The organism is Lentzea sp. NPDC004782 (genome assembly GCF_040609115.1).
Classification (GTDB): Bacteria; Actinomycetota; Actinomycetes; order Mycobacteriales; family Pseudonocardiaceae; genus Lentzea.
The window spans coordinates 1-23277 of sequence record NZ_JBEXJN010000058.1; the positions used below are offsets into that span (position 1 = coordinate 1).

Annotated in this window: 21 protein-coding genes, 1 pseudogene and 1 other annotated feature; of the genes and pseudogenes, 9 read left to right on the forward strand and 13 right to left on the reverse strand. The window is 68.0% G+C overall.

The annotated features are described in order from the left end of the window. Positions 1-157 precede the first annotated feature (157 nt). Positions 158-940: an SDR family oxidoreductase gene (locus ABZV40_RS37135; protein ID WP_355452838.1), complete on the reverse strand. Its 783-nt coding sequence runs from the start codon at positions 938-940 to the stop codon at positions 158-160. 111 nt (positions 941-1051) lie between these two features. Between ABZV40_RS37135 and ABZV40_RS37140 the strand changes: the two genes are divergently transcribed. From ABZV40_RS37140 to ABZV40_RS37165, 6 genes are all read left to right on the forward strand, one after another. Then, positions 1052-1696 carry a TetR/AcrR family transcriptional regulator gene (locus ABZV40_RS37140; protein ID WP_355452841.1) on the forward strand — a complete coding sequence of 215 codons (645 nt, stop codon included), beginning with the start codon at positions 1052-1054 and terminating at the stop codon, positions 1694-1696. Positions 1697-1773: 77 nt separating this feature from the next. Then, complete coding sequence (locus tag ABZV40_RS37145; RefSeq protein WP_355452844.1) at positions 1774-2166, forward strand: transposase; 393 nt, start codon at positions 1774-1776, stop codon at positions 2164-2166. Continuing rightward, positions 2073-2200, forward strand: a sequence feature (AL1L pseudoknot). Its footprint overlaps the gene before it by 94 nt. Further along, positions 2168-3097 carry an IS3 family transposase gene (locus tag ABZV40_RS37150; protein WP_355452847.1) on the forward strand — a complete coding sequence of 310 codons (930 nt, stop codon included), beginning with the start codon at positions 2168-2170 and terminating at the stop codon, positions 3095-3097. Its footprint overlaps the feature before it by 33 nt. A gap of 287 nt (positions 3098-3384) precedes the next feature. Then, positions 3385-3966: a TetR/AcrR family transcriptional regulator gene (locus ABZV40_RS37155; RefSeq protein ID WP_355452850.1), complete on the forward strand. Its 582-nt coding sequence runs from the start codon at positions 3385-3387 to the stop codon at positions 3964-3966. A gap of 58 nt (positions 3967-4024) precedes the next feature. Continuing rightward, on the forward strand, positions 4025-5482 hold the full coding sequence (locus ABZV40_RS37160) for a nitrilase-related carbon-nitrogen hydrolase (protein WP_355452853.1): 1458 nt from the start codon (positions 4025-4027) through the stop codon (positions 5480-5482). Beyond that, positions 5479-5916 (forward strand): hypothetical protein, encoded by a 438-nt coding sequence (locus ABZV40_RS37165; RefSeq protein WP_355452856.1) that lies wholly within the window; start codon positions 5479-5481, stop codon positions 5914-5916. Before ABZV40_RS37160 ends, ABZV40_RS37165 begins: the two co-directional genes overlap by 4 nt. 27 nt (positions 5917-5943) lie before the next feature. On the opposite strand, the gene ABZV40_RS37170 is transcribed toward ABZV40_RS37165, so the two are convergent. Next, on the reverse strand, positions 5944-6453 hold the full coding sequence (locus ABZV40_RS37170; RefSeq protein WP_355452859.1) for an NUDIX hydrolase: 510 nt from the start codon (positions 6451-6453) through the stop codon (positions 5944-5946). A gap of 268 nt (positions 6454-6721) precedes the next feature. Between ABZV40_RS37170 and ABZV40_RS37175 the strand changes: the two genes are divergently transcribed. After that, positions 6722-7531, forward strand: coding sequence for a DUF5753 domain-containing protein (locus ABZV40_RS37175; RefSeq protein WP_355452862.1), 810 nt, complete (start codon positions 6722-6724; stop codon positions 7529-7531). A gap of 7 nt (positions 7532-7538) precedes the next feature. On the opposite strand, the gene ABZV40_RS37180 is transcribed toward ABZV40_RS37175, so the two are convergent. The 7 genes from ABZV40_RS37180 to ABZV40_RS37210 all read right to left on the reverse strand — a co-directional run bounded on the left by ABZV40_RS37180 (position 7539) and on the right by ABZV40_RS37210 (position 19854). Further along, positions 7539-8183: an aminoglycoside phosphotransferase gene (locus tag ABZV40_RS37180; RefSeq protein WP_355452865.1), complete on the reverse strand. Its 645-nt coding sequence runs from the start codon at positions 8181-8183 to the stop codon at positions 7539-7541. Between the two features lie 1337 nt (positions 8184-9520). Next, positions 9521-12154, reverse strand: coding sequence for a family 78 glycoside hydrolase catalytic domain (locus ABZV40_RS37185; protein WP_355452868.1), 2634 nt, complete (start codon positions 12152-12154; stop codon positions 9521-9523). Then, positions 12151-13062, reverse strand: a complete 912-nt coding sequence (locus ABZV40_RS37190; protein ID WP_355452871.1) for an alpha/beta fold hydrolase — start codon at positions 13060-13062, stop codon at positions 12151-12153. Before ABZV40_RS37190 ends, ABZV40_RS37185 begins: the two co-directional genes overlap by 4 nt. Positions 13063-13073: 11 nt before the next feature. Continuing rightward, positions 13074-13832 (reverse strand): SDR family oxidoreductase, encoded by a 759-nt coding sequence (locus ABZV40_RS37195; protein WP_355452874.1) that lies wholly within the window; start codon positions 13830-13832, stop codon positions 13074-13076. Positions 13833-13851: 19 nt separating this feature from the next. Beyond that, positions 13852-16053, reverse strand: a complete 2202-nt coding sequence (locus ABZV40_RS37200; protein WP_355452877.1) for a glycoside hydrolase family 3 C-terminal domain-containing protein — start codon at positions 16051-16053, stop codon at positions 13852-13854. After that, positions 16053-18536: a glycoside hydrolase family 78 protein gene (locus tag ABZV40_RS37205; RefSeq protein ID WP_355452880.1), complete on the reverse strand. Its 2484-nt coding sequence runs from the start codon at positions 18534-18536 to the stop codon at positions 16053-16055. Before ABZV40_RS37205 ends, ABZV40_RS37200 begins: the two co-directional genes overlap by 1 nt. Before the next feature lie 10 nt (positions 18537-18546). Continuing rightward, positions 18547-19854 (reverse strand): MFS transporter, encoded by a 1308-nt coding sequence (locus tag ABZV40_RS37210; RefSeq protein WP_355452883.1) that lies wholly within the window; start codon positions 19852-19854, stop codon positions 18547-18549. Positions 19855-20028: 174 nt separating this feature from the next. Between ABZV40_RS37210 and ABZV40_RS37215 the strand changes: the two are divergent. Next, positions 20029-20232, forward strand: a pseudogene (locus tag ABZV40_RS37215) ((4Fe-4S)-binding protein); the annotation flags it as partial. A gap of 209 nt (positions 20233-20441) precedes the next feature. Here ABZV40_RS37215 and ABZV40_RS37220 read toward each other — a convergent pair. The 4 genes from ABZV40_RS37220 to ABZV40_RS37235 form a co-directional block, all read right to left on the reverse strand. After that, entirely contained in the window at positions 20442-21437 is a 996-nt protein-coding gene (locus ABZV40_RS37220; RefSeq protein WP_355452886.1) for a LacI family DNA-binding transcriptional regulator, read from the reverse strand. A gap of 78 nt (positions 21438-21515) precedes the next feature. Continuing rightward, entirely contained in the window at positions 21516-21644 is a 129-nt protein-coding gene (locus ABZV40_RS37225) for a hypothetical protein (protein ID WP_355452889.1), read from the reverse strand. A 28-nt stretch (positions 21645-21672) separates the two neighbouring features. Then, positions 21673-21885: a hypothetical protein gene (locus ABZV40_RS37230; RefSeq protein WP_355452892.1), complete on the reverse strand. Its 213-nt coding sequence runs from the start codon at positions 21883-21885 to the stop codon at positions 21673-21675. A gap of 27 nt (positions 21886-21912) precedes the next feature. Continuing rightward, positions 21913-22500 carry an SDR family NAD(P)-dependent oxidoreductase gene (locus ABZV40_RS37235; protein WP_355452895.1) on the reverse strand — a complete coding sequence of 196 codons (588 nt, stop codon included), beginning with the start codon at positions 22498-22500 and terminating at the stop codon, positions 21913-21915. Between the two features lie 84 nt (positions 22501-22584). Here ABZV40_RS37235 and ABZV40_RS37240 point away from each other — a divergent pair, with 84 nt between their 5' ends. Beyond that, the gene (locus ABZV40_RS37240) at positions 22585-23184 is read left to right on the forward strand and encodes a TetR family transcriptional regulator (RefSeq protein WP_355452898.1); all 600 of its coding nucleotides are present in this window, start codon (positions 22585-22587) and stop codon (positions 23182-23184) included. Positions 23185-23277: the final 93 nt, after the last annotated feature.

Below are 23277 nucleotides of genomic sequence, written 5' to 3' on the forward strand. Positions count from 1 at the left end.
CGAAGGTCGCGAGCAACCACAGCAAGATCCTGCGCAAGGACTCCCCGGCCGTCGCGCAGGCCGTCCGCGAACTGGCCGAGGTGCGCCATGGATGAACGGGAAGACCTGCGCCGCGGAACTAGCGCGGGAGTTTGCGGTCCCGCAGCTGGTGATTCGGTCATGCCGCCGTCGTGTCGGGCTGCAGGGCGGGGCCGAGCAGGAGCCCGCCGTCCGCGACGAACTCCGAGCCCGTGACGAACGAGGCGTCGGCGGACGTGACGTAGAGGAGCAGAGCGGTGATGTCGGCCGGGGTTCCCATCCGCGGGACGGCGTACGGCTCGGGTGAGTAGAAGTCGGCGATGGGCGGCTGGCCGGCGATCGGCTCGTTGATCAGCGGGGTGGAGATGACGCCGGGATGGATGGAGTTGACCCGGATGCGGTCTCGGCCCAGCTCCAGCGCGGCGGTCCTGGTGAGCCCGCGCAGCGCCCATTTGCTGGCGACGTAGGGCGCGTAGAGCGCGGTGCCGGCGTGGGCCATCGTGGAGGCGATGTTGACGATCACGCCGCCGCCGTTGCGGCGCAGTGACGGGGTCACGGCCTTGATGCCGAGGAACGTGCCGGTGAGGTTGACGTCGAGAACGCGGTCCCAGACCCGCCGTTCGACGGCCTCGATCGGCACCGCGGGGTTCTGGACGCCGGCGTTGTTGACGAGCACCGCGATCGGCCCGAAATGGCGTTCGGTCTCGGTGACCGCCGCGGCCCAGGCGTCCTCGTCGGTGATGTCGAGGCGGACGAACAGCGCCCGCTCGCCGAGTTCGGCGGCGAGTTCCTCGCCCGGCCCGTCGGAGAGCGCGGCGATGACGACGTTCGCTCCCTCCCGGTGGTAGGCCCGGACGTGGCTGGCGCCCTGCCCGCCGGTGCCGCCGGTGACGAGAACGGTCTGCTTGCCGAAACGCCCCATGACGAGGTCCTCCCTGCGGAACATTGGTGAGTCGAGTGACTCGCCTCGCCATCAGGCTATGGACGCGACAGGTGGTGAGTCAAGTGGCTCGCCTCGCGTACGATGACGTCCATGACGACGGAGCCCTCGACCTACCACCGGCGCGTCGCCGAGCAGAAACGGGCAGCCATCATCGAGGCCGCCACCCGACTGTTCCTCGACGCCGGGTACGCCGGCACGTCACTGGCGAAGGTCGCCGAGGCAGCCGAGGTGTCGAAGGCGACCCTGTTCAAGCAGTTCCCGACCAAGGCGGCGCTGTTCGACGCGATCGTGACGGAGTCCTGGAAGGTCGACGACGAAGGCGACCTCCGCCCACCGACGGGCGACCTGCGGGCGGGCCTGACGGCGATCGGCCGCCGGTACGTCGCCCTCCTCACCCGGCCCGGCATGGCCGCTCTCTTCCGCATCGTCATCGCCGAACTGCCGCGCTTCCCCGAGTTGGGCGAGGCCCACTTCCAGCGCGGCAAGATGCCCTACTTCGACTCGGTGCGCCGCTATCTCGACACCGAGAACGCCCTGGGAACGGCCAAGTTGGACGACACGGAGCTGGCGGCGACCCAGTTCCTCGGGATGATCTCCAACTACGTCTTCTGGCCTCGGATGCTGCTCATGAACTGGTCACCTGACGACGCATCGATGTCACGCGTCGTGGACGAGGCCGTGCTGATGATGGAAGCCAGATACGGCGGCGATATGAACTCGAAGTCCGCCACGTAGGTGGACTCGCCGTCATGGAGCCAGTTGAGCAGATTGAACCGTCACGGATTTAAGACCGGCTTCCGTTCTTGAGGAAGATGGTCGTCACCATGTCGAAGCGTTACCCGCCCGAGGTCCGTGAGAAAGCCGTGCGCCTGGCCCTCGAGCGTCTCGATGAGTACGAGTCTCCGTATGCCGCCGCCAACGCGATCGGCCCGATGGTCGACGTGCACTACGAGACGCTGCGGGTATGGATCAAGAAGGCCCTTGCGGAGGGCTCCCGGCCCGCCGCACAGCCTTCACAGGTACTGCCGCCGGCCGAGCGCGAGGAGTTGCTGCGGCTGCGCAAGGAAGTCCGGGATCTCAAGCAGGCCAACGAAATCCTGAAACTGGCATCGGCTTTTTCACGCGGGAACTCGACCCGCGGCACCACTGATCGTCGGCTTCATCGACGAATACCGCCAGGTCTACGGCGTCGAGTCGATCTGTGACGTGCTCACCGAGCACGGAATCCAGACCGCGCCCAGGACCTACCGCAAGGCCCGCCGCCGGCCGCCATCGGCCCGCGATGTCACCGATGCCTACCTGGAGAACGCCCTGCGCGACCTGCGGGGCACGCCAGAGCAGATGTACGGGCGCCGCAAGATGACCCGCTACCTGCGCCGTCACGGCCACGACGTGGCGTTCTGCACCGTGGACCGGATCATGCGCAGACTCGGCCTCAACGGCGTGGTCAGAGGCCGCAAGCAGCGCACCACGATCCCGGCCAAGGACGGGATACGCGCCGCGGACAGGCTCAACCGCGACTTCACCGCGACCGCGCCGAACCTGGTCTGTGTCGCTGACTTCACCTACGTCTCCACCTGGGCAGGATGGGCCTACATGGCGTTCGTGTTCGACGCCTACTCCCGCGCGATCGTCGGCTGGACCGCCTCGGGCTCGAAGACGACAGCGCTGGTGTCCAAGGCACTCAACATGGCCGTGTGGCGCCGTGATCATCACGGCTATCCGGTCGAGCCCGGACTGATCCACCACTCGGATGCCGGCAGTCAGTACACGTCGGTGAAGTTCACCGAATCCCTTGCCCTGCAAGGACTCTCGGCGTCTATAGGCGCCGTGGGCGATGCCTACGACAACGCTCTAGCGGAGTCGATCATGGGCTTGTTCAAGACTGAAGTGGTCAACCGGCACGGGCCGTTCAAGACTCTCTCCGAGGTCGAGTTCGCGCTCATGGAATGGGCAGACTGGTACAACAACGCCCGCCTGCATTCGCGTCTGGACTTGTGCGTGCCGAGAAGTACATCCGTGCAGCTCAGCGGCCATCGGTGGGTAGTGGTCGCCATCCGGCATGATCGCGGCCGTGCTGGTCTGCTTCGCCTATCTCCCTGTCTCCCACGCCTTCGCCGCGCTGCATGGACGTAGTTTTCGGCACGCACAGGGTGACATGACCGAGGCAGACGACGTGCTCGCCGACGCGGCTCAGTCGGCCTAGGCGCCACTGCTCGTGCTGGCGTCGATCGATGCGGGGGAGTTGGCGGCGGAGCAGGACTAGCGCGCTACCTGATCGGCACGGCAGACGTGCTTGAGAGCCTCTCGACATCCGCACGTGCCGATCAGCGGACTCCGCTGACGGCCTGGGATCCGGGGCGTTCCGAGGTTGGCGACCGCTTAGGTCTACAGTGTATACGCAGGGCGTGTACGCTGTAGACATGGATGGGTTGGGGACTGCGGCGCGGATTGCCTCGGCGGCGTTGTCGATCCTGCTGGCGGAGGGCGCCGAGGCCGTGACGATGCGCCGGGTTGCGGCAGATGTCGGGGTCACGCCGATGGCGACGTACCGGCACTACCCGAATCGTGAGGCGCTGCTGCGCACGGTGGCCGACGCTGCGGTCGCGGAGTTGAGCCAGGACTGGGGGAAGCGGGGCGATCCCGCCGTCTTCGAGAGTCGTCTCGACGGGTTGGCGGACGACTTCCTGGACTTCGCGCTTGGCAAGCCGAATCTGTATGCGTTCGTGGTCACTGAGCGGCGCGAGGGGGCGAAGCGGTTTCCCGATGATTTCCGCACCGGCGGCACTCCCACCTTCGGTCCGGTGTTCGAGACCGTCGAGCAGGGCATGCGGGAGGGTGCACTGCGAGCCGACGACCCCCTTGAAGTCACGCTGGCCATCACCATGCCGGCCATGGGGCTGGTCCAGCTGTACCACGGCGGCCGCATCGACCTGTCCGAGCAGGACTTCCGTGCGCTGTGTAAACGCACTATCGAGAGGGCTGTCCGTGGACTTCGACCGTGACCGAACCGGGTCTGTTCGTCGGATACTGTCCGTACTCGCGGCGCTGCTGTGCTCAGCGGTGCTGTTCTACTTTGGCACCGGGTACGCGCCGGTCACCGCCTTGACCTGGTTCGCCCCGCTGCCCGTGCTCCTGCTGGCGCCACGGGTGCCTGGCTGGACCGCCGTCGGCGCGGCGTTTTTCGCGTACCTGCTCGGCACCGGGAACACCTGGGTTCTTCAGTTGCGTTCGCACGATACGCCGATGTGGCCGGTGGGCATCATGATCGACGTCGGATGCTCGCTGATCTTCGTGGTCGCCGTCTGGGGTTTCCGCCTCCAGGTGGTGCGCAGGCGCGTCCTGCTGGCCACGATCACGGCTCCGGCGCTGTGGACCGGCTTGTTCTACGTGGTGTCCGTGTCCAACCCGATGGGGTTGGAGGGCACCTTCGCCAACACCATGGGGGACGTGCCCCTGCTCCTGCAGACCGCGTCGGTGACGGGAATGTGGGGCGTCGAGTTCATCGTGCTGCTGGTGCCCTCGGCGGTCGCGGCGCTACTGGCCCCCGCGGTACCCGCCTGGGCACGGGTGCGTGTCGGGGCTGTCGCCGGAGTCGTGCTCGCGGTGGCGCTGGGCGGTGGTGCGCTTCGGCTCTCCGGCGAGCAGGGCCCTGTTCAGCGGGTGGCCGCGGTCGCGAGCAACCAGCGGGTGTGGGCCCCCGACCTCGCCACACCGGCGGGCCGGGACCTTGTGGCCGCGTATGCGGACCAGATCGCTGGCCTGCCCAACGGGGTGGGCACCGTCGTGCTGCCCGAGCAGTCGTTCCGCTCCACCGAGGCACTGCCCGCTGTCCTTGTCGAACCGATGTCGCGGGTCGCAAGGCAACGCGGAATCGACATCGTGATCGGCTTCGCTCACTGGGACCGCGACGTCAAGTACAACTACGCGCTGATCTTCCTCGCCCGCGGCGGCGACCCCGTCGTCTACCTCAAGCACCACGACACGGTTAGTCCACCCGGCCACGAGTTGATCTTCGCTCCGATCGCCGGAGTACGCGCCGGTGTCGAGATCTGCCTCGACCTCAACCTCGCCAACCCGACCAGGGACTACGCGGCAGCTGGCGCCCAACTGCTCCTGGTCCCTGCCTCCGACGAGGACGACAACGGCTGGCAGCACAGCAGGATGGCGTTGCTGCGGGGCGTGGAGAACGGGCAGCCGATCGTGTGGTCCGGCCGCACCGGCACACTGATGATCTCCGACGGCCACGGCCGCGTACTCGCCGACGCACACACCGGCGGACCGGGCTCGTTCACCACGATCGTCGCCGACCTACCCACAGGACCCGGCGCTACCCCCTACACCCACCTCGGCGACTGGTTCGCCTGGCTCTGCCTCGCCATGGCACTCGGAGGACTTCCCACCCTCCGACGACGTTTCCGCGCCACGCGGCCTGAACAGTCCCAAACCGGACAATCTCACGAGCAAGACACCGAACCAGCCTCTGCCCCACTCGCGTTCCGCTGGTCTTCGACACTGTGACCGCCCGGCTTTCCGACCGGAAGGCCACCGGCGACGTTCGCCGGCTGCGTGACTCGGCGCTGATCACCCTCGGCCGCACGCACGTCCAGCTCGCGACAGCGCTACTGGGCGCTGTCATGGTCTCCCAGCTGGCGGGCGGCGGACACGCTGATGCGGAGCTGTGGGGCGCGGCGACGAAGGCTCATGGCATCGACACCGCCAACTCCGCTGCCGCGGAACTCGCGCTCCTGCTCCGCGCGTCCGGGTTCCGGGCCGACTGCCAGACTGCCAAGACCCGGCGGGACCTGAGCGGACTGCTCTACGCCGACGGCATCCACGACAGTCTGTACCGGACAGCGGGTAAGCAGCACGCGACCACAAGGGACGCTGCTGGCGGCATGACCGCGGTTCCCACGCAGCGGGATCAACCGGACTCGGTCGCATTAAGCGCCTGATCGAGCAGCAGGGACGGTGAGCCCCGACTATGCGACTCGCCGTCCCTGCTCGCACAGCGCTGTCGCGCCCTGCTCAGCCGCCTGCAACGCGACAGCCAGACGGTCCGCCAGCAGTGGCTTTACCTTGTTCCGGGCTTCGTCCAGGCTGTGGAAGCCGGCGGAGAGGATCTCGCCGTCCGTGAACACCATGCCGACCAGGTCGGTTTCGTCCAGCACACCGCCGTCGAAGACGAACACCACGCCCTCGGGCCGGGAGTCTTGGGGCCGCACGTAGTCCACCACGAGCAGCCGGCCCAGCGGGCGTTCCCACCCCAGTTCCTCGGCAAGCTCACGAGTCGCTGTCGCCCACGGCGACTCGTCCGCATCCACCGCTCCGCCGGGAATCTCCCAGTTCGGCTTGTAGGACGGCTCCAGCAACAGCACCCTGCCCGCCTTGTCGCGAAACAACACCCCGGCGGCCATGCGCTTGCGGGCCAGCCCGGCCACGTACTGGTCGACAGGCGGCAACACGTTGTCCGCGGACTCCGATGTGGTCACTCGCGGCACCCTAGCCAGAACAGCGGCGGCGTTCTCGGCCGGGGCAACCACCCGATCGTGGACCCGTCGGTCGTCACCGCAGCTAGAGGCCTGCGGACGTGAGATCCGCGCTAGATCAACGCGAGATTCGTGGGCTGGTGCGAACCATCGCACGCGAGGTTGGCTGCGTCCGTCCGGCAGGATGGATCTCCAGCTACAGCAGGGAAAGCACGCGATGCCGAAACGATCTTCCACTGTACGGGGCCGTGAGCTCGGCAATGGGCTTCGAATGGCAATCGCACGCACGGACTTCAGCTCCTCGCAGGCGCTCGCTGAGCGGCTCGACTGGGACCCGGCCAAGCTCTCGGACCTGCTCAACGGCAAGGGCGGCACCAGTGCTGTGGAGCTGGGCCTGTTGCTGGGCATCTGCGGGGTCGGTCCCGCTGAATGTGCCCATCTCCTGTCGTTGCTCCCGGTGGCGCACGTCAAGAGCTGGTTGCAAGTGCACGGAACTCGTCCGCCTGTTCACCACCGCACCCTCGTGGAGAGCATCGCTGCGGCCAAGACGCTGATCAGCTGGCGAGGGCTTGCGTTGCCGGAACTGCTGCAGACACCCGCGTACATGCGTGCGGCAATGTCGGCTTCGCCCAACATTCCCCAGGACGAGGTGGAAGCACGTGTCGAGGCGCGGCTGAAGATGCAGGAACATCTCCGCCGTCGCGGGCTGATCTGTACGTTCTACATCCACGAGGTGGCGCTGTCTCTTCCGGTGGGTGGATCTGACGTGCGCCGGGAGCAACTCCATCACCTGTTGCGCAGGGCGGTCCGGCCGAACATCGTCATCCGGATCATGCCGGCGAAGATCGGCGCGCACGCCGGCATGGACATGCCGTTCACGCGCCTGACCTTTGAGAAGTACGAACCCGTTGTGTGCGTGGAGTGCGAGAACTCCACTGCGTTCATCGAGGATGAAGCCTCACTGGATGGCTACGCGACGACTGTACGTGCGCTGAGCGAGTCCAGTTTGGACTCGGAGGAGTCGAAGGCCCTCATCGCCCGCCTCGGGGAGGCGCTGTGGCCACTCGACGAGGCAGTCTGACGGCAGCTCAGAAGGTCTCGACGAGCTTCCTCAGCGGTGCGGCCAGGTCCGGATGGCCGCCCCCGTCGATTCGGTGCAGCAGCCGGGCTGTGACGTAGAGCAGGGCGAGATGTCCTGCATCGGTGTCGAGTACCCGAGCGAAGGTGTTCCGCACTCGGTCAGCGGCCTCCGGCACGAGAAGGCTGTAGCAGAACAGTGTGGCCGCGTCTGTCCCGGCTGGACCGCGGCCCCATGACTTCCAGTCCAGCAGGCCGAAGTCCGGTCCCGTCAGGTTCGCCCAGTGCAGGTCGCCGTGCACGGTTTCCCACTGGCGGACAACAGGGTTCACCGAGTTCCCGAAGTACTGCTGGATCCTGCCGGTGACCAGAGCCTGATCGGCGTTGACGCGGTCGGTAGGCGTTGCCGCGACCACGTGGATGGTTCTGCGGAGCTGCGTCCACCACTCGTCGGGAAGTTCAACGGCGTGGGTCAACCTGTCGGTGGGGGAGCAGGGTGAACCTGGAACCAAGGTCATCAACTCAGCACGCTGCTGCCGCCATTCCTCCCACTCGTAGACGTCGAGAACCTGGGTCTTGGACAGGTTGGCGAACACGTTCGCGTCGAGGTTACCGGTCCAGAGGTGGTCGCCGGTCCACTGCTTGTCCTCGGACACCACTCGAAGCCAAAGCTGCCGGTCGTCTGCTTGCACCCGCGCGCTGATCGACCGATCGAACCAGCCGAGTCGAGCTTGTCCGGCAACGGCAAGTCCGAAGTGGTCTGCTGCGTGGCTGAGGTTTTCGTGCATCCACTGTCGGAAGTGCGCGTCGGCCTCGCGGAGGTCGTTGTGTGGTGCTCCGGCGCTGTCGTCGAGCGCCGGAGGATGGCCAAGCTGTTTGGACACGTGATCCTCTCGCCTTGGTGCGCACGGAGCACACTCTGCGACTTCCTTGGTACCGCTTGGAAAGACTCCAAGGGAGAGGCCTGTAGGGGGATACCTCCAAACGGGCGTCCGCCTCGCGCGATCGGGCAGGCAATGTCCACCTGGTGACCACCCTTTGGCTGTCCGCAGTCGCGGAGGGCGCCAGGCAAGTTGATGTCCAGGGTGACATCTACAGTAGTTTCAGTGTTAACTGAATTTAATCCTTCCGGACAACGACAGCCCTGGTCCCCAGGACAGCCACCGTCGAGTCGCACAGCACGAAATCGAGCTCGGTACCTGGGGACCACCGCAATTCGCACAGGACTGACAGGCCGGTGACACGGCTGTGGGTCTTCGATCCTGGCGAGCTCGAACGAGAGCGAGGAACTCGGCGGTGTGGGACTTGCGAGGTTGCCGACGAGAACAGGCCGGATTTCGCCGGCTGCCTTGCCCTCACGTTCAAGTGGAGGCGGAGATGCGATCGCGGAGAGGCCGAAAGTCCGGATGATCGGCTCAGACATGGGCCTCACCTCGCCCTGCGAGGAAGGTGCCCGAGCGCACGAAAACCAGGGCTCCGTTTGCCAGGAACCCTGGTTCGACTGCCTTGCTGAAACCGGGGAAACTTCCCCGCTGCTGGTGTCCGAGGGGGCGTGAGCCCGTACGTGTGGCAAGCGTGCGACATTCGCGTGTTCATGTGGCTATGGATAGCTCGCCGCTAAATTAGAGGGCGAATCCAAGTAATTCGGCTGAATGTTTCGTTGGAAGCTGCATTGACATCTCGATCGGCTCTTTTGCGTTAGGTCCACGAGTGGTTTTCGCAGGGCGGTGGGAACGTTGGCAGGGCCACCGTGATACCGCTGATCTTGCGCAGCTGATCAACGAGTACGAACCTGCAGGGGCCTGATGGGCAGATCAGGCGGTTAGACCGGGGTTTGGCACCCCGCAACCATTCCGGCACGCCACCTTCCTGAAGCACCTGACGCGAAGGCGCAGGATTGATTCTTTTTTGGTTCCTAGGTGCTGCAGGTCGGTCCTCACCGACGGGTGGCCGCGCGGGTTCCGCAGACACCCGTAGGCATAGCCGCCATCCGTCAGGCCTTTGCGTCGCAACTCCACAAATGGGTGCCGGGGTTCGCGGTGAAGGTTCGCCCGTCCGGCATCGTCACGGTCGCCGTCGTTCCCGGCGGAACGATTACGGACAGGTGAAACCTGCCGTCCGCGATTCGCCAGTGTGTCGAGATGCGTCCGTGCACGGAGTCGAGGTCGGCCTCCGCCCAGATGAGATCGCCGCCCGGCTGTGGACGCACCTCGAAGTGGCGGTATCCCGGTGAGTCCTCGCGCAGCCGGATTCCCGCGGTGTGGCGGTGCAGGAACGAGACGACCGCGCCCTTGCTGTAGTGGTTGAGCGAGGCGTGCGGGGTGCCGTGTTCGTCGAGGCCGTCCCAGTGTTCCCAGATCGTCGTCGCTCCGCAGTCGATCATGGTCAGCCACGACGGCGCGGTGTCCTGGAACAGCAACTCGTAGGCCACGTCGAGGTGCCCTGTGTCCGCGAGCACGGGCAGCAGGTACGGCGTCGCCAGGAATCCGGTACCCAGATGGGTGTTCGCCTGTCGGATCAGCCGGACGAGCCGTTCTGCCGTGGCAGCGCGCAGCTCCGCCGGCACCAGACCGAAGGCGAGCGCCCGCACGTACGTTGCTTGTGTCTCAGGGATCAGCGAGCCGTCATCGGCGATGAACTCCGTGCGCCAGGCGTTGAGCACGTTCGTCGCGAGAAGCGAGTAGCGGCCGGCATCCTCGTTGTGTCCGGTGAGACCGCAGATCTGGGACAGCAGCGATGCCGAGCGGTACAGGTACGCGGTTGCCACCGCGCCGTGGTCCGCGGTGCGGAAGGCCTCCTCGTCGACGTCCGGCTCGCACCATTCGCCCCAGTGGAAGCCGCCGTCCCAGACGAATTCGTGGTGTGGCGCGTGGGCCGTGCGGCTCGGGTGACTTCGGGTGCGGGCGCGTTCGGCGGCGAAGTCGACCCAGCGGGTCATCATCGGCCGGAACTCCTCGAGCACGGCGAGGTCGTCGTAGACGAGGTACAGCTCCCACGGCACGACCACCGACGCGTCGCCCCACCCAGAGGAGCCGGCGAACTGGTCCAGGATCTCCGGTGGCAGGTGCTGGACGGCGCGTCCGCCCGGGTCGGGTGCGAAGTTGGTGAGGCAGCCGTTGTCCCACTGGTCGACCGCGAGGTCGCGCAGCCATTTGACCGAGAATCCCGCTACGTCGTAGAGGAAAGCGGCTGTAGGCACGTACAGCATCCAGTCGCCGGTCCAGCCGGCCCGCTCGCGTTGAGGGCAATCGGTCGGGATGTCGCAGGCGTTGTCGCGGAAGCTCCACACCGCGGCCTCGTGCAGCTTGTTGATCCGTTCGTCGCTGCAACGGAACCGGCCGGTGCGGCGGAGGTCTGTGTGCACGACGACGCCCCGCGCGTCGTCCGGTGTGAGCGGACGCGACGCGCCTTGCACGCTGACGTACTGGAATCCGTGTGTGGTGTGCCGCGGCTCGAACACCTCGTTCGCCTGTCCGCCGGAGGTCACCTGGTCGACCTGACCGGCCGAGAGCGGTTCACTCGTCTGCCAGTCGACACCGCGCAGATGATCGACGGTCACGTCACCGTCCGGGCCGAGCGCTTCGCCGTGGGTGAGGAGGAGCTGGTCTCCGGCGGGAACGTCGAGCTTCAGCCAGCCGTTGATGTTCTGCCCGAGGTCGATGACCTGCCGTCCCGATGGCAGCTCGGTGACCGACACCGGCGTCAGTTCCTCGATACGCCGTACGGGCGGCGCCGGCGATGCGGTGAGCCGGGCGAAGTCGTCGTAGATCCCGCCGCTCACGACCGCGGCCTTGGGCCAGGACTCGTCCGGGTAGCCGGGAGCAGACCAACCGGGCATCGCCCGCCGCAGGTCTGTTGTCTGGCCGTCCATGAGATCAGCCGTGATCCACGCCGGTGTGGTCGTCCACGAGGAATCGGTGCCCAGCACGGTCGTGGACCCGTCCTCGTGCACAACGTGCAACTGGCACAACAGGGCGGTGCGGTCGCCGAACGAGTTCGCGATTCGCATCGCGCCGGTGCGGCCGCGGAACCAGCCGTCGGACACGATGGCGCCCAGCGTGTTCTCACCCGCGCGCAGCAGGCCGGTGACGTCGTAGGTCTGGACGTGCAGCACATCTCGGTAGGCGGTGTAGCCGGGTGTCAGTTCCAGGTCGCCGACCCGCTCCCCGTTGAGGAACGCCTCGTAGATGCCGTGCGCTGTGGCGTACAGCCGTGCACGGACGACGGGTTGTGCGACCAGGAAATCGCGCCGGAACAGGTGTGCGGGCCGATGCCCCGGCTCAGGAAGCTCCTGCTCGTGAGGTTCGACCCAGGCGGCCGTCCAGTCCCCGGCACCGAGCCCGGTCTCCCAGTGCGCGGGCTGCGACCAGTCGCTCTCACCGAGGTCGGTCCAGACCTTGACCTGCCAGGTCACCCGCTCGCCGGAACCCGGCGCCGGGCCGGTGTACCGGACCAGCACGTGCTGGTCACCGTCCAGCCGCCCGGAATCCCAGTCGTCCGTCCGGATCCGGTAGGCCTCCTGCGCAGTGGCACCGGCGTGCAGCCACCAGGACAACCTCGGCCGGGCGACGTCGATGCCCAGCGGGTTGTATAGATGTTCGGCACGCAGCCGCGTCGGTGCGGTCACGGAATCACCGGGCCGGTGGAGAGGGTCGCACCGTCGACGACACGTCCTTCGGCCACGCGGTTCACGAACGCCGCGATGCGGGTCGCCGCCTCGGTCGCTTCGGGGAGGAACCCCGCGACGATCTGCCAGCAGTGGAACATGTGGGGCCAGACGTCGAGCTCGACGTCTACGCCGGCACGGGCGGCTGCGGTGGTCAGGTTCAACGAGTCGTCGAGCAGGCGTTCGGCGCTCGACACCTGGATGAGCAGTGGAGGCAACCCGCGCAGGTCGGCGAGCACCGGCGAGACCAGCGGGTCATCCGCGGAACGAGTGCCCAGGTAGTCGATGCGCATCTGCGGTCCGAGGTGTGCCTTGAGCAGGTACTCCGTGTCCGCGCGCTCAACCCAGCTGCCCGTGTGGAACCGCTCCTCCCGCAGGTCGAACACGCCGCAGAGGAGCACGCCCGCGAGGGCTTGCCCACGGCGCTGCAGCAGCACGGCCGCGGCGAGGTTCGCGCCCGCGGACTCGCCGATCACCACCACGTTCGGCGCCAGCGTCGCGGCGTGGTCGAAGGCTTCGAGACAGTCGGTGATCGCGGCCGGGTACGGGTTCTCGGGAGCCAGCCGGTACTCGGGCAGGACCACGCGAGCGCGGGTGCCCGAGGCGAGGGCGGCGGCGAGCCGGCGCACCATCGCCGCGTTGCCCGACCGGAACCCACCGCCGTGCACGAGCAAGATCACCAGATCCTCTCGTGGTTCCTCCGGGGTCATCAAGTAGGAGCCGTCCGCCATGAGCTCGTCGACGACGCCTGGGGCACCTTGGTACAGGGCGCCGACCGTGGCGGCGTTGGCGCGTTCGGTCGCGAGGTCGACTGGTTCGTCGGAATCTCCGAACAAGCCGACGATCTGGTCGAAGGTGTTGCTGGGCATCGGTTTCCCCGCTACTGGTGGGTTCCGCCGTCGACGCGGACCTCAGTTCCGGTGATGAACGCGCCGTCCTCGGAGGCGAGCATGGCGATGACTCCGGCGACGGCTTCCGGCGGCGCGAACCCCTCGCCGAGCGCGGGCTGGAGCTTTCCGAACAGCTGCCAGTCGACGTCCTGCGGCAGGTGCTGGACCGTCGTCTCGGTGATGCCACTGCGGATGCTGCCGGGAGCGACGCACACCGCCCGCAGGCCCTGCTTCGAGTACTCCTGGGCGATGCAGTGCGTGAACGACTGGATACCGCCCTTGCTCGCGGAATAAGCCGCCATGTACGGGTGGGCGAAGGACGCGGACGTCGAGCTGAAGTTGACGACCACGCCGTTGCCGGTCTCGAGCAGAGCCGGCAACGCGGCGCGGGTGACCAGGAACGTGCCGGTGAGGTTGACCGCGATGATCCTGTTCCACATGTCGAGCGTGCACTCGTGCGTGTGAGCGCCTCGCAACATGCCGGCCGCGTTGACGAGCACGTCCAGGCCGCCGAGACACCTCACGCTGTCCGGGACGACGTTGCCGACCGCGTCCTCGTTCGAGATGTCCAGCACGCCGGTGGTGAGACGGTCGGTGTCGGCGCGCTCGGCGGTGTCCTTGAGCCCAGCTTCGTTCACGTCGAGGGCCACTACGTGAGCACCCTCGGCGAGCAGCCGCAGGACAGTCGCCTGGCCGATGCCGGAGGCACCTCCGGTGACGAGGACGCGCTTGCCGGTGAATCGCTGCACTTGTGTTTCCCTTCTGCGATCAGCTCTTGCTGAGTTCGATCATGTCGGCGAGTGAGTCCGGGGACAGGTGCATCCCGCTCTGGGCCAGGAAGTGGGTGAACTGCTTCATCGGCAGCGACGCGACCATGCGCATCTGGTCAGGGCTCTCCGCGGCTTGCTGCGCCTGCTCAGCGGTCATCCCCTCTTGGAGCGTGCGGATGACGACCGGGCCGACGATCGGGTGGCTGAACCAGTCCTGGACCGGGGAGTCGAGGCTCAGCTCGCGCCTGATCACGTCTCCGACGAGGGTGATCTGCTCCTCGGCGGCGACGACCGCGGCGTTCTCTCCGATCTGGACGGTGTAGTCACCGGGAGCGACCACCCACCGGCTGAGCTCGATGTCGTAATAAGCGAAGGCGCGGCGGCCCAGCTCCAGTTCGACAGTGCGCGACTCTCCCGGCGCGAGCGCGACCTTCGTGAACGCGCGGAGCTCACGGGTGGGTCGGCGGACGGGGCCGGCGCTGGTCGCGACGTAGGTCTGCACGACGTGTTTGCCGGCGACGGGGCCGGTGTTGGTGACGGTCACCGACACGAGTGCGCTGTCGTCACCGGTCGCCGTGACGGAGAGGCCGCCGGTCTCGAAGCTGGTGTAGGACAGGCCGTGGCCGAACGGGTACCGGACCTCGACCTCGGCGGTCTCGTAGTAGCGGTAGCCCACCAGAACGCCTTCGCCGTAGCGGACGTGCCCCTGTTCGCCGGGAAAGTTGAAGTAGCTCGGGTTGTCCTGAAGACGGACCGGGATGGTCTCGGCGAGGTGCCCGGACGGGTTGGCGACCCCGTAGAGCAGGTCCGCGATCGCGGCGCCACCGGCCTGGCCGAGCAGCCAACAGTCGAGGATCGCGTCGACCTCGTCGTGCCAGCCCTCGAGCGAGACGACCCCGCCGTGTGACAGCACGACGACGGTCCGGCGGCTCACCGCGGCGACGCGACGGATCAGGTCCACCTGGTCGGCAGGCAGATCGATGGTCTCGCGGTCGTATCCCTCGGATTCGTCGATCTCCTTCAATCCGGCGAAGATGACGGTCACCTCCGCGTCGCGGGCGATCTCCACCGCGTTGTCGTCGAGGTCGCGGGCGTAACTGACAGACGTTCCCAGTGCCCGGATCGCGTCGAGCGGGGTGTCGACGCGGGTCGGGTTCACGTGCGAGCTGCCGCCACCCTGGAACCGTGCCTCCGCGGCGAACTCGCCGATGACCGCGACCTCGGCGCCGGGTGCGATGGGCAGCGCGGCCTGATCGTTCTTGAGCAGCACGGCGCATTCGGCGGCGAGTCGTTTCGCCAGCGCGTGGTGCGCGTCGACGTCGACTGCGCCGGTCGCCGGAGCCGCCAGCTTGGAGAGTTCGACGACCCGCCGCACGCTCTGGTCGACGACGGCCTCGTCGAGCTCGCCGCGCCGCACCGCGGCCACGATCTCGGCGTCGGAGATGCCGTTGGTGCCCGGCATCTCCAGGTCCAGTCCGGCGGCGAGCGCCGCGACCCGGTCTGCCACCGCACCCCAGTCGGAGACGACCACGCCGTCGAAGCCCCACTCGCCGCGCAGGACGTCGGTGAGCAGCCAGCGGTTCTGCGACGCGAGGACGCCGTTGACCTTGTTGTAGGAGCACATGACCGTGGCCGGGTGGGCTTCGGTCACGACCTTCTCGAACGCCGGGAAGTAGATCTCGCGCAGCGTGCGTTCGTCGACGTCCGCGCTCACCCGCATCCGGTCGGTTTCCTGGTTGTTGGCGGCGAAGTGCTTGACCGACGCGCCCACACCCTGCTCCTGGAGGCCGCGCACGTGCGCGACCCCCAGGACCCCGCTCAGCAGCGGGTCCTCGGAGTAGTACTCGAAGTTGCGACCGCACAACGGTGACCGCTTGATGTTCACCCCGGGACCGAGGTTGACCGTGACGCCGGCGACGCGGGCCTCGCGGCCGATGGCGGCACCGACCTCCGCGGCCACCTCGGGGTCCCAGCTGCTGCCGACGGCGGCCGCGGTGGGAAAGCAGGTCGCGGGCCGGCTGCTGTGCACGCCCAGGTGGTCGGCTTCGGCGTCCTGGTGACGCAGTCCGTGCGGTCCGTCGACCAGGACCATCGACGGCACGCCGGCGGCATCGATCGCTTTGGTGCTCCAGAAGTTGTGCCCGGACAGCAGCGACGCCTTCTGCTCCAGCGTGAGGTCGGCGGGATCGTGTTGCGGCATTACCGGTGTCCTTCCTGGCCGACGGCGGCCATGAGGTCGTTCGCGAGTTCCGGCGAAGCGCCGGGAACGTGTTCGAGAACGATGTTGAGCGAGATGCTCGCCGCCTCCGGAGCCGAGGCGTCGAGGGGAATGCCGGGGAAGTGCTTGCCGAACGCCTCGGTGACGGCACGCCACACCTTGAGGTCCTGGGCGAGTGCCCGCAGCGGTGTGTCCATTGTGTACTCCGCAGGAGCTGAGCCGGCGATGTCGTACTGCCAGCTGTGCTCACCGGCCTCGATTTCGACGACGAGGCCGTCCGGGTGGAGCGGGAGCACGACGGTCGCGGTGGTGCCTGCCGGAATCCTCACGTCGAGGCGCAGCCGGTTTTCGCTGATGCGCCAGGCGACGGACGCGGGTCCGTGCACTGTGTCGTGGGTGACGGTCGCGTGGGTCAGATCGCCGCCCGGCTGCGGTGCGATGCGCATCCTGGAGTAGCCGGGTTCGGCGGGGGACAGGCCGCCGACCACCTTGTGCAGCCAGTCGGCGACGGCGCCGAGCGCGTAGTGGTTGAGCGAGGTCATGCCGGACGGGTTGATCGTGCCGTCCGGCCGGATCGAGTCCCAGCGTTCCCAGATCGTGGTCGCTCCCATGGCGACCGGGTAGAGGAACGACGGGCAACCGGTCTCCAGCAGCAGGAGGTAGGCCGCGTCCAGATGCCCGGTCCGGCCCAGCGCCTCGGTGACGAACGGGGTCCCGGCGAAACCGGTGGAGATCCGGTAGCCGGCCTTGGCGACCAGCCCCGCCAGTTGCTCACCCGCCCTGACCTCTTGTTCCTCGTCGAGGATGTCGAAGCAGATCGCGAGGGCGAGCGCCGTGGCGGACTCGTTGGCCAAGCGGCCGGACGGGGTGACGTACTCGTGGCGGAAAGCGGTCCGCACCCGATCAGCGAGTGCCGCGAAGCGCTCGGCGTCGCTGGTTTCGCCCAGCAGCCGTGCGGCCTTCGTGATCTCCGCGGTGGTCCGGCACAGGAAGGCCGACGCCACGAGATGACGGTCGGTCTTCCCTCCGGCCGGGTTGTCCATCGGCGCGTCGGGGTCGAGCCAGTCGCCGAACTGGAAACCTCGATCCCACAAGCCGTTCTCGCTCAGCCGGGTCTCGACGTCCCGGACGAACGCGGACATGGACTCGTAGCTGCGCCGCAGGATCTCGACGTCGCCGTACTCGGTGTAGAGGGTCCACGGCAGGCTGACCGCGACATCGCTCCACAGCGCGGTGGGGGAGCACGGCGTCGACAGCACGTCAGGCACCACCCAGGGGACGTAGCCCTTCTCCCGGTGCTCGGCCGCGAGATCGGCCAGCCAGGAACCGAGAACTCCGCGCACGTCGTAGAGGAACGCCGCGGTGGGGCCGAAGGCGTTGAGGTCCCCGGTCCAGCCCAGGCGTTCGTCGCGTTGCGGGCAGTCGGTGGGGACGCCGACGAAGTTGCCCCGCATGGACCACACGACGTTGGCGTGCAGCTGGTTGAGCAGCTCGTTGGAGCACTCGAACCAGCCGGTGCGGGTCATGTCGCTGTGCACGACGACCGCGGTGATGTCGTCGGCGGTCAGCGTGCCCGGATAGCCGTCGACCTCGACGAACCGGAAGCCGTGGAAGGTGAACCTCGGTTCCCACGTCTCCTCGCCGTCGCCGCGCAACGTGTACCGGTCCGTCGCCGCGGCCGTGCGCAGGGTCTCGGTGTTCAGTTCGCCGTCGACCAAGACCTCCGCGTGGCGCAGCGTCACGGTCTGCCCGGCCTGCCCGCGCACCTTCAGCCTGACCCAGCCCGAGATGTTCTGCCCGAAGTCGACGATCGGCTTTCCGCCGCGGTTCTGCCGAATCGAGACCGGCGCGAGTTCCTGAGTCCGGCGAATCGGCGGCGCGCCGGTGGTGACGAGGGTGGCGAGATCCCAGTCGAAGGGCTCCGCCGGTGCCCACGCGCTGTCGTCGAAGCCGGGGAGGTCCCAGCCGACGGGTTCGAGGCGCGCGTCGTGCTCTTCGCCGTCGTACAGGCTGTTGGCGAGCACGGATCCGGTTCCGGTGGTGAACGACTCGTCCGTGCCGATGACCTCGACACGGTCGTCGTACTCCAGGTCGAGCTGCAGGAACAGCCCCAGGCGGTCGGCGTAGTGGTTGCGCCTTCCCTCGTAGCCGATCCGGCCGATCGCCCACCCCTCACCGACAACCGCTCCGATGGTGTTGGCCCCGGACACGATCTGGCCGGTGACGTCGTAGCTGCTCACCGCCAGCCGGTGGCGGTAGGCCGTCCAGCCGGGCGTCAGCACGTCGTCACCCACGCGCGCGCCGTTGAGGTGGGCCTCGACCAGGCCGATCGCGGTGACGTGCAACGTTGCTCGGCGGGGAGCCTCGCCGACGGTGAACGCGCGCCGGAAGTACGCCGCCGGCTCGCCGGGCTCGGTCCAGGACCTGCCCGCGGTGATGAACCTGGCCTGCCAGGTGTGTGACACGGTGATCTCCTCAGCGGACGGACTTGACGCGCAGCACCATGAGTCCACTCAGGACGGTGCAGGCGGCGGCGACGAAGAACAGCAGGCTGTAGTTCTTCTCGGTGGCGGTCGCGCCGATGGCCAGGAACGCCGGTGCGACAAGGGGAGCGACTGATTGGGGGACGCTGGTCGCGAAGCCGATGATGCCCATGAACCGGCCGGCCTCGCTCTCCCGCTCCGGCAGGACGTCCAGTACCAGCGCCTGGTCGACCGCGGAGAACATGCCGAGTGCGATCGATGTGATGAGCGATCCGGCGAACAGCAGGGGGAGAGTGGAGGAGAGCGCCATCACGACCGCGCCGAGCGCGTAGATGATCCCCGCGACGAGCACGAACACGCGGCGCCTGCGCAACCGGTCCGAGAGAAAACCTCCGCTCAGCGCTCCCGCGGAGGTGGCGAGCACGCCGAGCCCGGACAGGGCGGCCATGGTGCCGGCCACCTCCTGCACCCCGACCCCCAGGCGAGAAGCGAGGAAGAACGCGATGAACGTCGTGTTGAGCGTCAGACCGAAGTAGAACAGGAAGCGGCTGACCCAGGCCCAGGAGTAGTCCGGGTACCTGCGCGGGTCGAACACGTACTTGCGGCCGAGAGTGCGGATCGTCAGCGGGTCGCTGAACGTCATCCCGCGGCTGTCCGGCTCGTGCACCAGGAACACGAAGAGCATCACCAGAACGGCACCGATCACACCGGGTACCAGGAACAGCAGGAGTGGATCACCCACGAAACCGCCGGCGAGCGTGACGCCGAGCACCGGTGCGACGAGGGTGCCGAACCCCGCGAGACCGGCGACCTTGCCGCGCTGGGACTCCGGCAGGCGGTCGGCCTGCGAGTTCGTCAGGGCGCCGAGGGCCTGGCCCCAGCTGAGCTGGGCCAGGACCCAGCCGGCCCCGAGCAGGAGCACGCTGGGGGCGGTCGCCATCACCGCCAACGACACGATGCCGACGAGCGTGCCGACGATCATGAACGGTCGGCGGCGGCCCAGCCGGGTGCGGGTGCGGTCACTGAGCACTCCCAGCAGTGGCCCCGCGACCACGACGGCGGCGGCGCCGGCACCCGTGATGTAGCCGAGGTACTGCTCGTGTCCTGGTGCGAGTGCGGCGACGCGGACCGACAGCGAGATCGCCAGGGGCGTGATGAACGCCGTGAACACGCCGAACTGGGCGAGCACCATCAACCAGATGTAACGGGCGGAGACCTTGGGCAGCTCCGCGCCCGGCGAGGGCTCGAGCGGGGTTGTCCCCGGAGGCTGCGGGACGGCGGACGCTTGGCTGTCGATCATGGCAGACTCCGTTGTCCGAAAGGCGAGGCCAAGGCTGTTAGCACGTGCTAGCGAATTGTGACGGTGACGGTAGCCCCGTTCAGCTAGCACGTGCAAGCATCATTCATGTTAAAACGTTTCAAACGCGGTGGGAGATCGGCCGACGTGCCTGACTCGGCGGACGTGGCCCGGCGCGACGGGTCGCGGGAGGTGCACGTGATCCTGCTCGACAACGGCCGCACCTGTCTGTTGGCCGACGAGGTCGGCCGCCAGGGGTTGTGCTGTAGCCGGTGTTCCGCCTGCATCACCGTCTGCCCGGTGTACGAGCAGGCTGGCGGGCACGCGCACGGATCCGTCTACTCCGGACGCATCGGGGCCGTCCTCACGCCCTTGCCTCGAGATGTCGGAGCAGACGCCCATCGGGGGTCGCGCCGCACGCGGAGACGGTGGCAGTCGGCATCGGTGCTACGGGAACCGTCGTGCTCGACCACGGTTCCGGCCGAGGAACCGGAGTCTTCTCCTCGTCGCCGGACATCCACGTCTGGGCAGGCGGGCGTGGATCAGTGGGTCGAAGGTGTGCGCGGACCGAGAAGTCTGCGAGTGATCAGTCAGGACTCGGTGGACTCGCGGGCGACCACGGCTGTCGCGGCGTCGACACCGTCGGTGGGCAGCGGTCGCCCGGTGGCCGCCTGCAGTGCCAGCGTGGCCAGGTGTCGTCCGAGGCCGGCGTAGTCGATCCGGATGCTGGAGATCGAGGGGAGGAACAGTGCGGCGTATGGGTTGTCGTCGTGCCCGATGACGGCGAGGTCGGCGGGAACCTCGTGGCCCGCGCGAACGGCGGCCCTGATCGTCCTGGCGGCGCTGTCGTCGTTGTACGCGACCACGCCCGTGATGTTCGCCTGCAGCCAGTCGTGCACAGCCTGTCCGGCTGTGTCCGGGGCGTCGACCGAGCGGACGACCAGCGGCGGCAGTCCGAGGGATGCGACGGCTTCCCGGGCAGCTGTCAGGCGCGACTCGACCAGGGTGGACAGACGCGGATCGCTCGTTGCGGCGAAGCCGAGGCGCTCGTGCCCGCGTGTGTGGAGGTGCTCGACCTGCAGACGAGGACCGTCGTGGAGGCCGAGCGGGTCCGGCGGTGACGCGCTGTGCCCAGGTCCCGGGATGATCTTCGTGATGCCACAGCCCCGCATCGCCGCCAGTTCGTCCTGGTTGAACGGCGCGAATCCCACGACCACTTCCGGATCGAGGAGCTCCCAGAGCGGGCGGGCCGTCCCCACGGGGTGATGGGTCTGGGTGACGAGTGAGTACCCTTCCGCCTCCAGTGCGTGCGAGGCCTCCTCGACGCACTCGCTGATGCTGAAGCCCACCGGCCAGTCGGGGATGATCAGCAGGACCAGCTTGCTGCTGCCGCGCCGGAGTGCCTGCGCGGCAGTGTGCGGCCGGTACCCCAGACGTGCCGCCTCGGCGAGGACGCGGTCGCGGGTCGCCTCGGAGATCCGTTGCTCAGTCGTCCCGTTGAGCACGAACCCCACCGTTGCCCGGGAAAGGCCGAGCGACCGCGCGACGTCCGCAGCTGTCACGCGCTTGCCCGCTTTCGCCGCCACGTCCACCTCTCCTGGTCGCTTGCACGTGCTAGCGCCGAGGTTAGCACCTGCCTTGTTCGCTGATTCGGCGCCACACCGTCAGGAGAACCGCACGAACGGCGTGGCGTCGCGTGCGCGGCGGTGAGTCTCGGGTCCCGCGCCGGTCGGCACGGATCTCGCGTGCGCCGGTCTCGGCCGCTCGCGGGTGGCCGCCAGCTGCGCGACCACCGGCGAGGAGTGTCGACGGCAGTGGAAATCAATGGCCGTTGGCGGCAATGGCGACGTGCTTCCACTGCTCCCAGGTGTCCAACCGGGACTGGTAGAGGCCTGGGACGATCATGGTGGGCATCGTGCCGAAGAAGACCCGCAGGGGCGGCTGTTCCGCGTCGACGACGTCCAGCAAGGCAGGTCCGGTGGCGGCCGGATCGCCGATCAGCTCTGGCGGCGTCTGCTTGCCGCGTTCGGCCATGGCCTGGCGGATCGGGTCGTACTGGGGCTACGGTTCGGCGCGCACCGCGCTGGAGCCGGACCAGTCGGTGGCGAAGCCGCCGGGTTCGACGAGGGTGACTTTGATGCCGAACGGCGCGACCTCCTGGGCGAGTGATTCGCTCAGGCCCTCGAGGGCCCACTTGGAGGCGTGGTAGCCGCCGAGGTTGGGGAACGCGGCGACACCGCCGACGGTGGAGATCTGCACGATGTGGCCGCTGCCTTGCTTGCGCAGCAGCGGAAGGACGGCCTGGGTGACGTGCAGGACGCCGAACAGGTTGACCTCGAGCTGGTCGCGCAACTGCTGCTCGGTGATCTCTTCGATGGCGCCGAAGAGGCCGTAGCCGGCGTTGTTGACCACGACGTCGAGGCGTCCGAAGTGGACGCCGGCCTGCTCGGCCGCGGCGAAGACGCCGGCGCGGTCGGTGACGTCGAGCTGGAGTGGCAGGACGGCGTCGCCGAACTCCTCGACGAGGTCGTCGACGTCGCCGAGCTTCCGTGCGGTCGCGGCCACCTTGTCGCCGCGGCCCAGTGCCGCCCTGGCGAACTCCTTGCCGAACCCGCGTCCCGCGCCGGTGATGAACCAGATCTTGGTCATAAATGCCTCCTTGATGGCTGACGTCACCGTACGCCGAATCTGTCACTCGGTGTCAAGCATGGCGCGTGATGTTAGCCTTGGGAAGTGGAGTCACCGTCGCTGCGGGAGCGCACCCGCCTGGCCGTGCGCCAGCAGCTGCTCGACACGGCCCTGGCGCTGTTCCTCGAGCACGGCTACGAGGCGACGACGGTGGACGAGATCGCCGCGGCGGCCGGGATGTCCAAGCGCAGCTTCTTCCGCTACTTCGGCAGCAAGGAAGACGTGATCCTCGGCAAGCACGAACGCCTGGGGGAACAGTTCGTCGACGCCCTGCGCGCCCGGCCGCTCGACGAGCCGCTGTGGACGTCACTGCGGCGGATGTTCGACGACGTCGTCGACTACATGACGGATCCGGTGCAGGCCGCCGGCGCGGCGGAGCTTCAGCGGGTGATCAACGGTTCGGCGTCACTGCGCGCGGCGTACCTGGACCGGATGCTCGGCAACCAGTCTCGCATCGCCGACGCCGCCCGGGAACGAGCCCGCGAAGCGGGCCGCGGCTGGGACGACGCGGATCCGGCTCCGCTCGCGCTGGTGGGCGCGGCATTTGCCTGCCTTACCGCGGCGAACGCCTCTGCCGCGACCGGCGGTGGGCCGTTGCACGAGGCCCTTGACCGGGCCATGGCCGCAGTCGGCCCACTCGCGTGAACCGTGAGAGCCGGTGAGATGCGAGGCAGGTGCTCAGCCGGCTGGGGAGGTCGGGATCAGCCGCGGCCCAGGGCTTTGGCCGGCGCGGCGGCG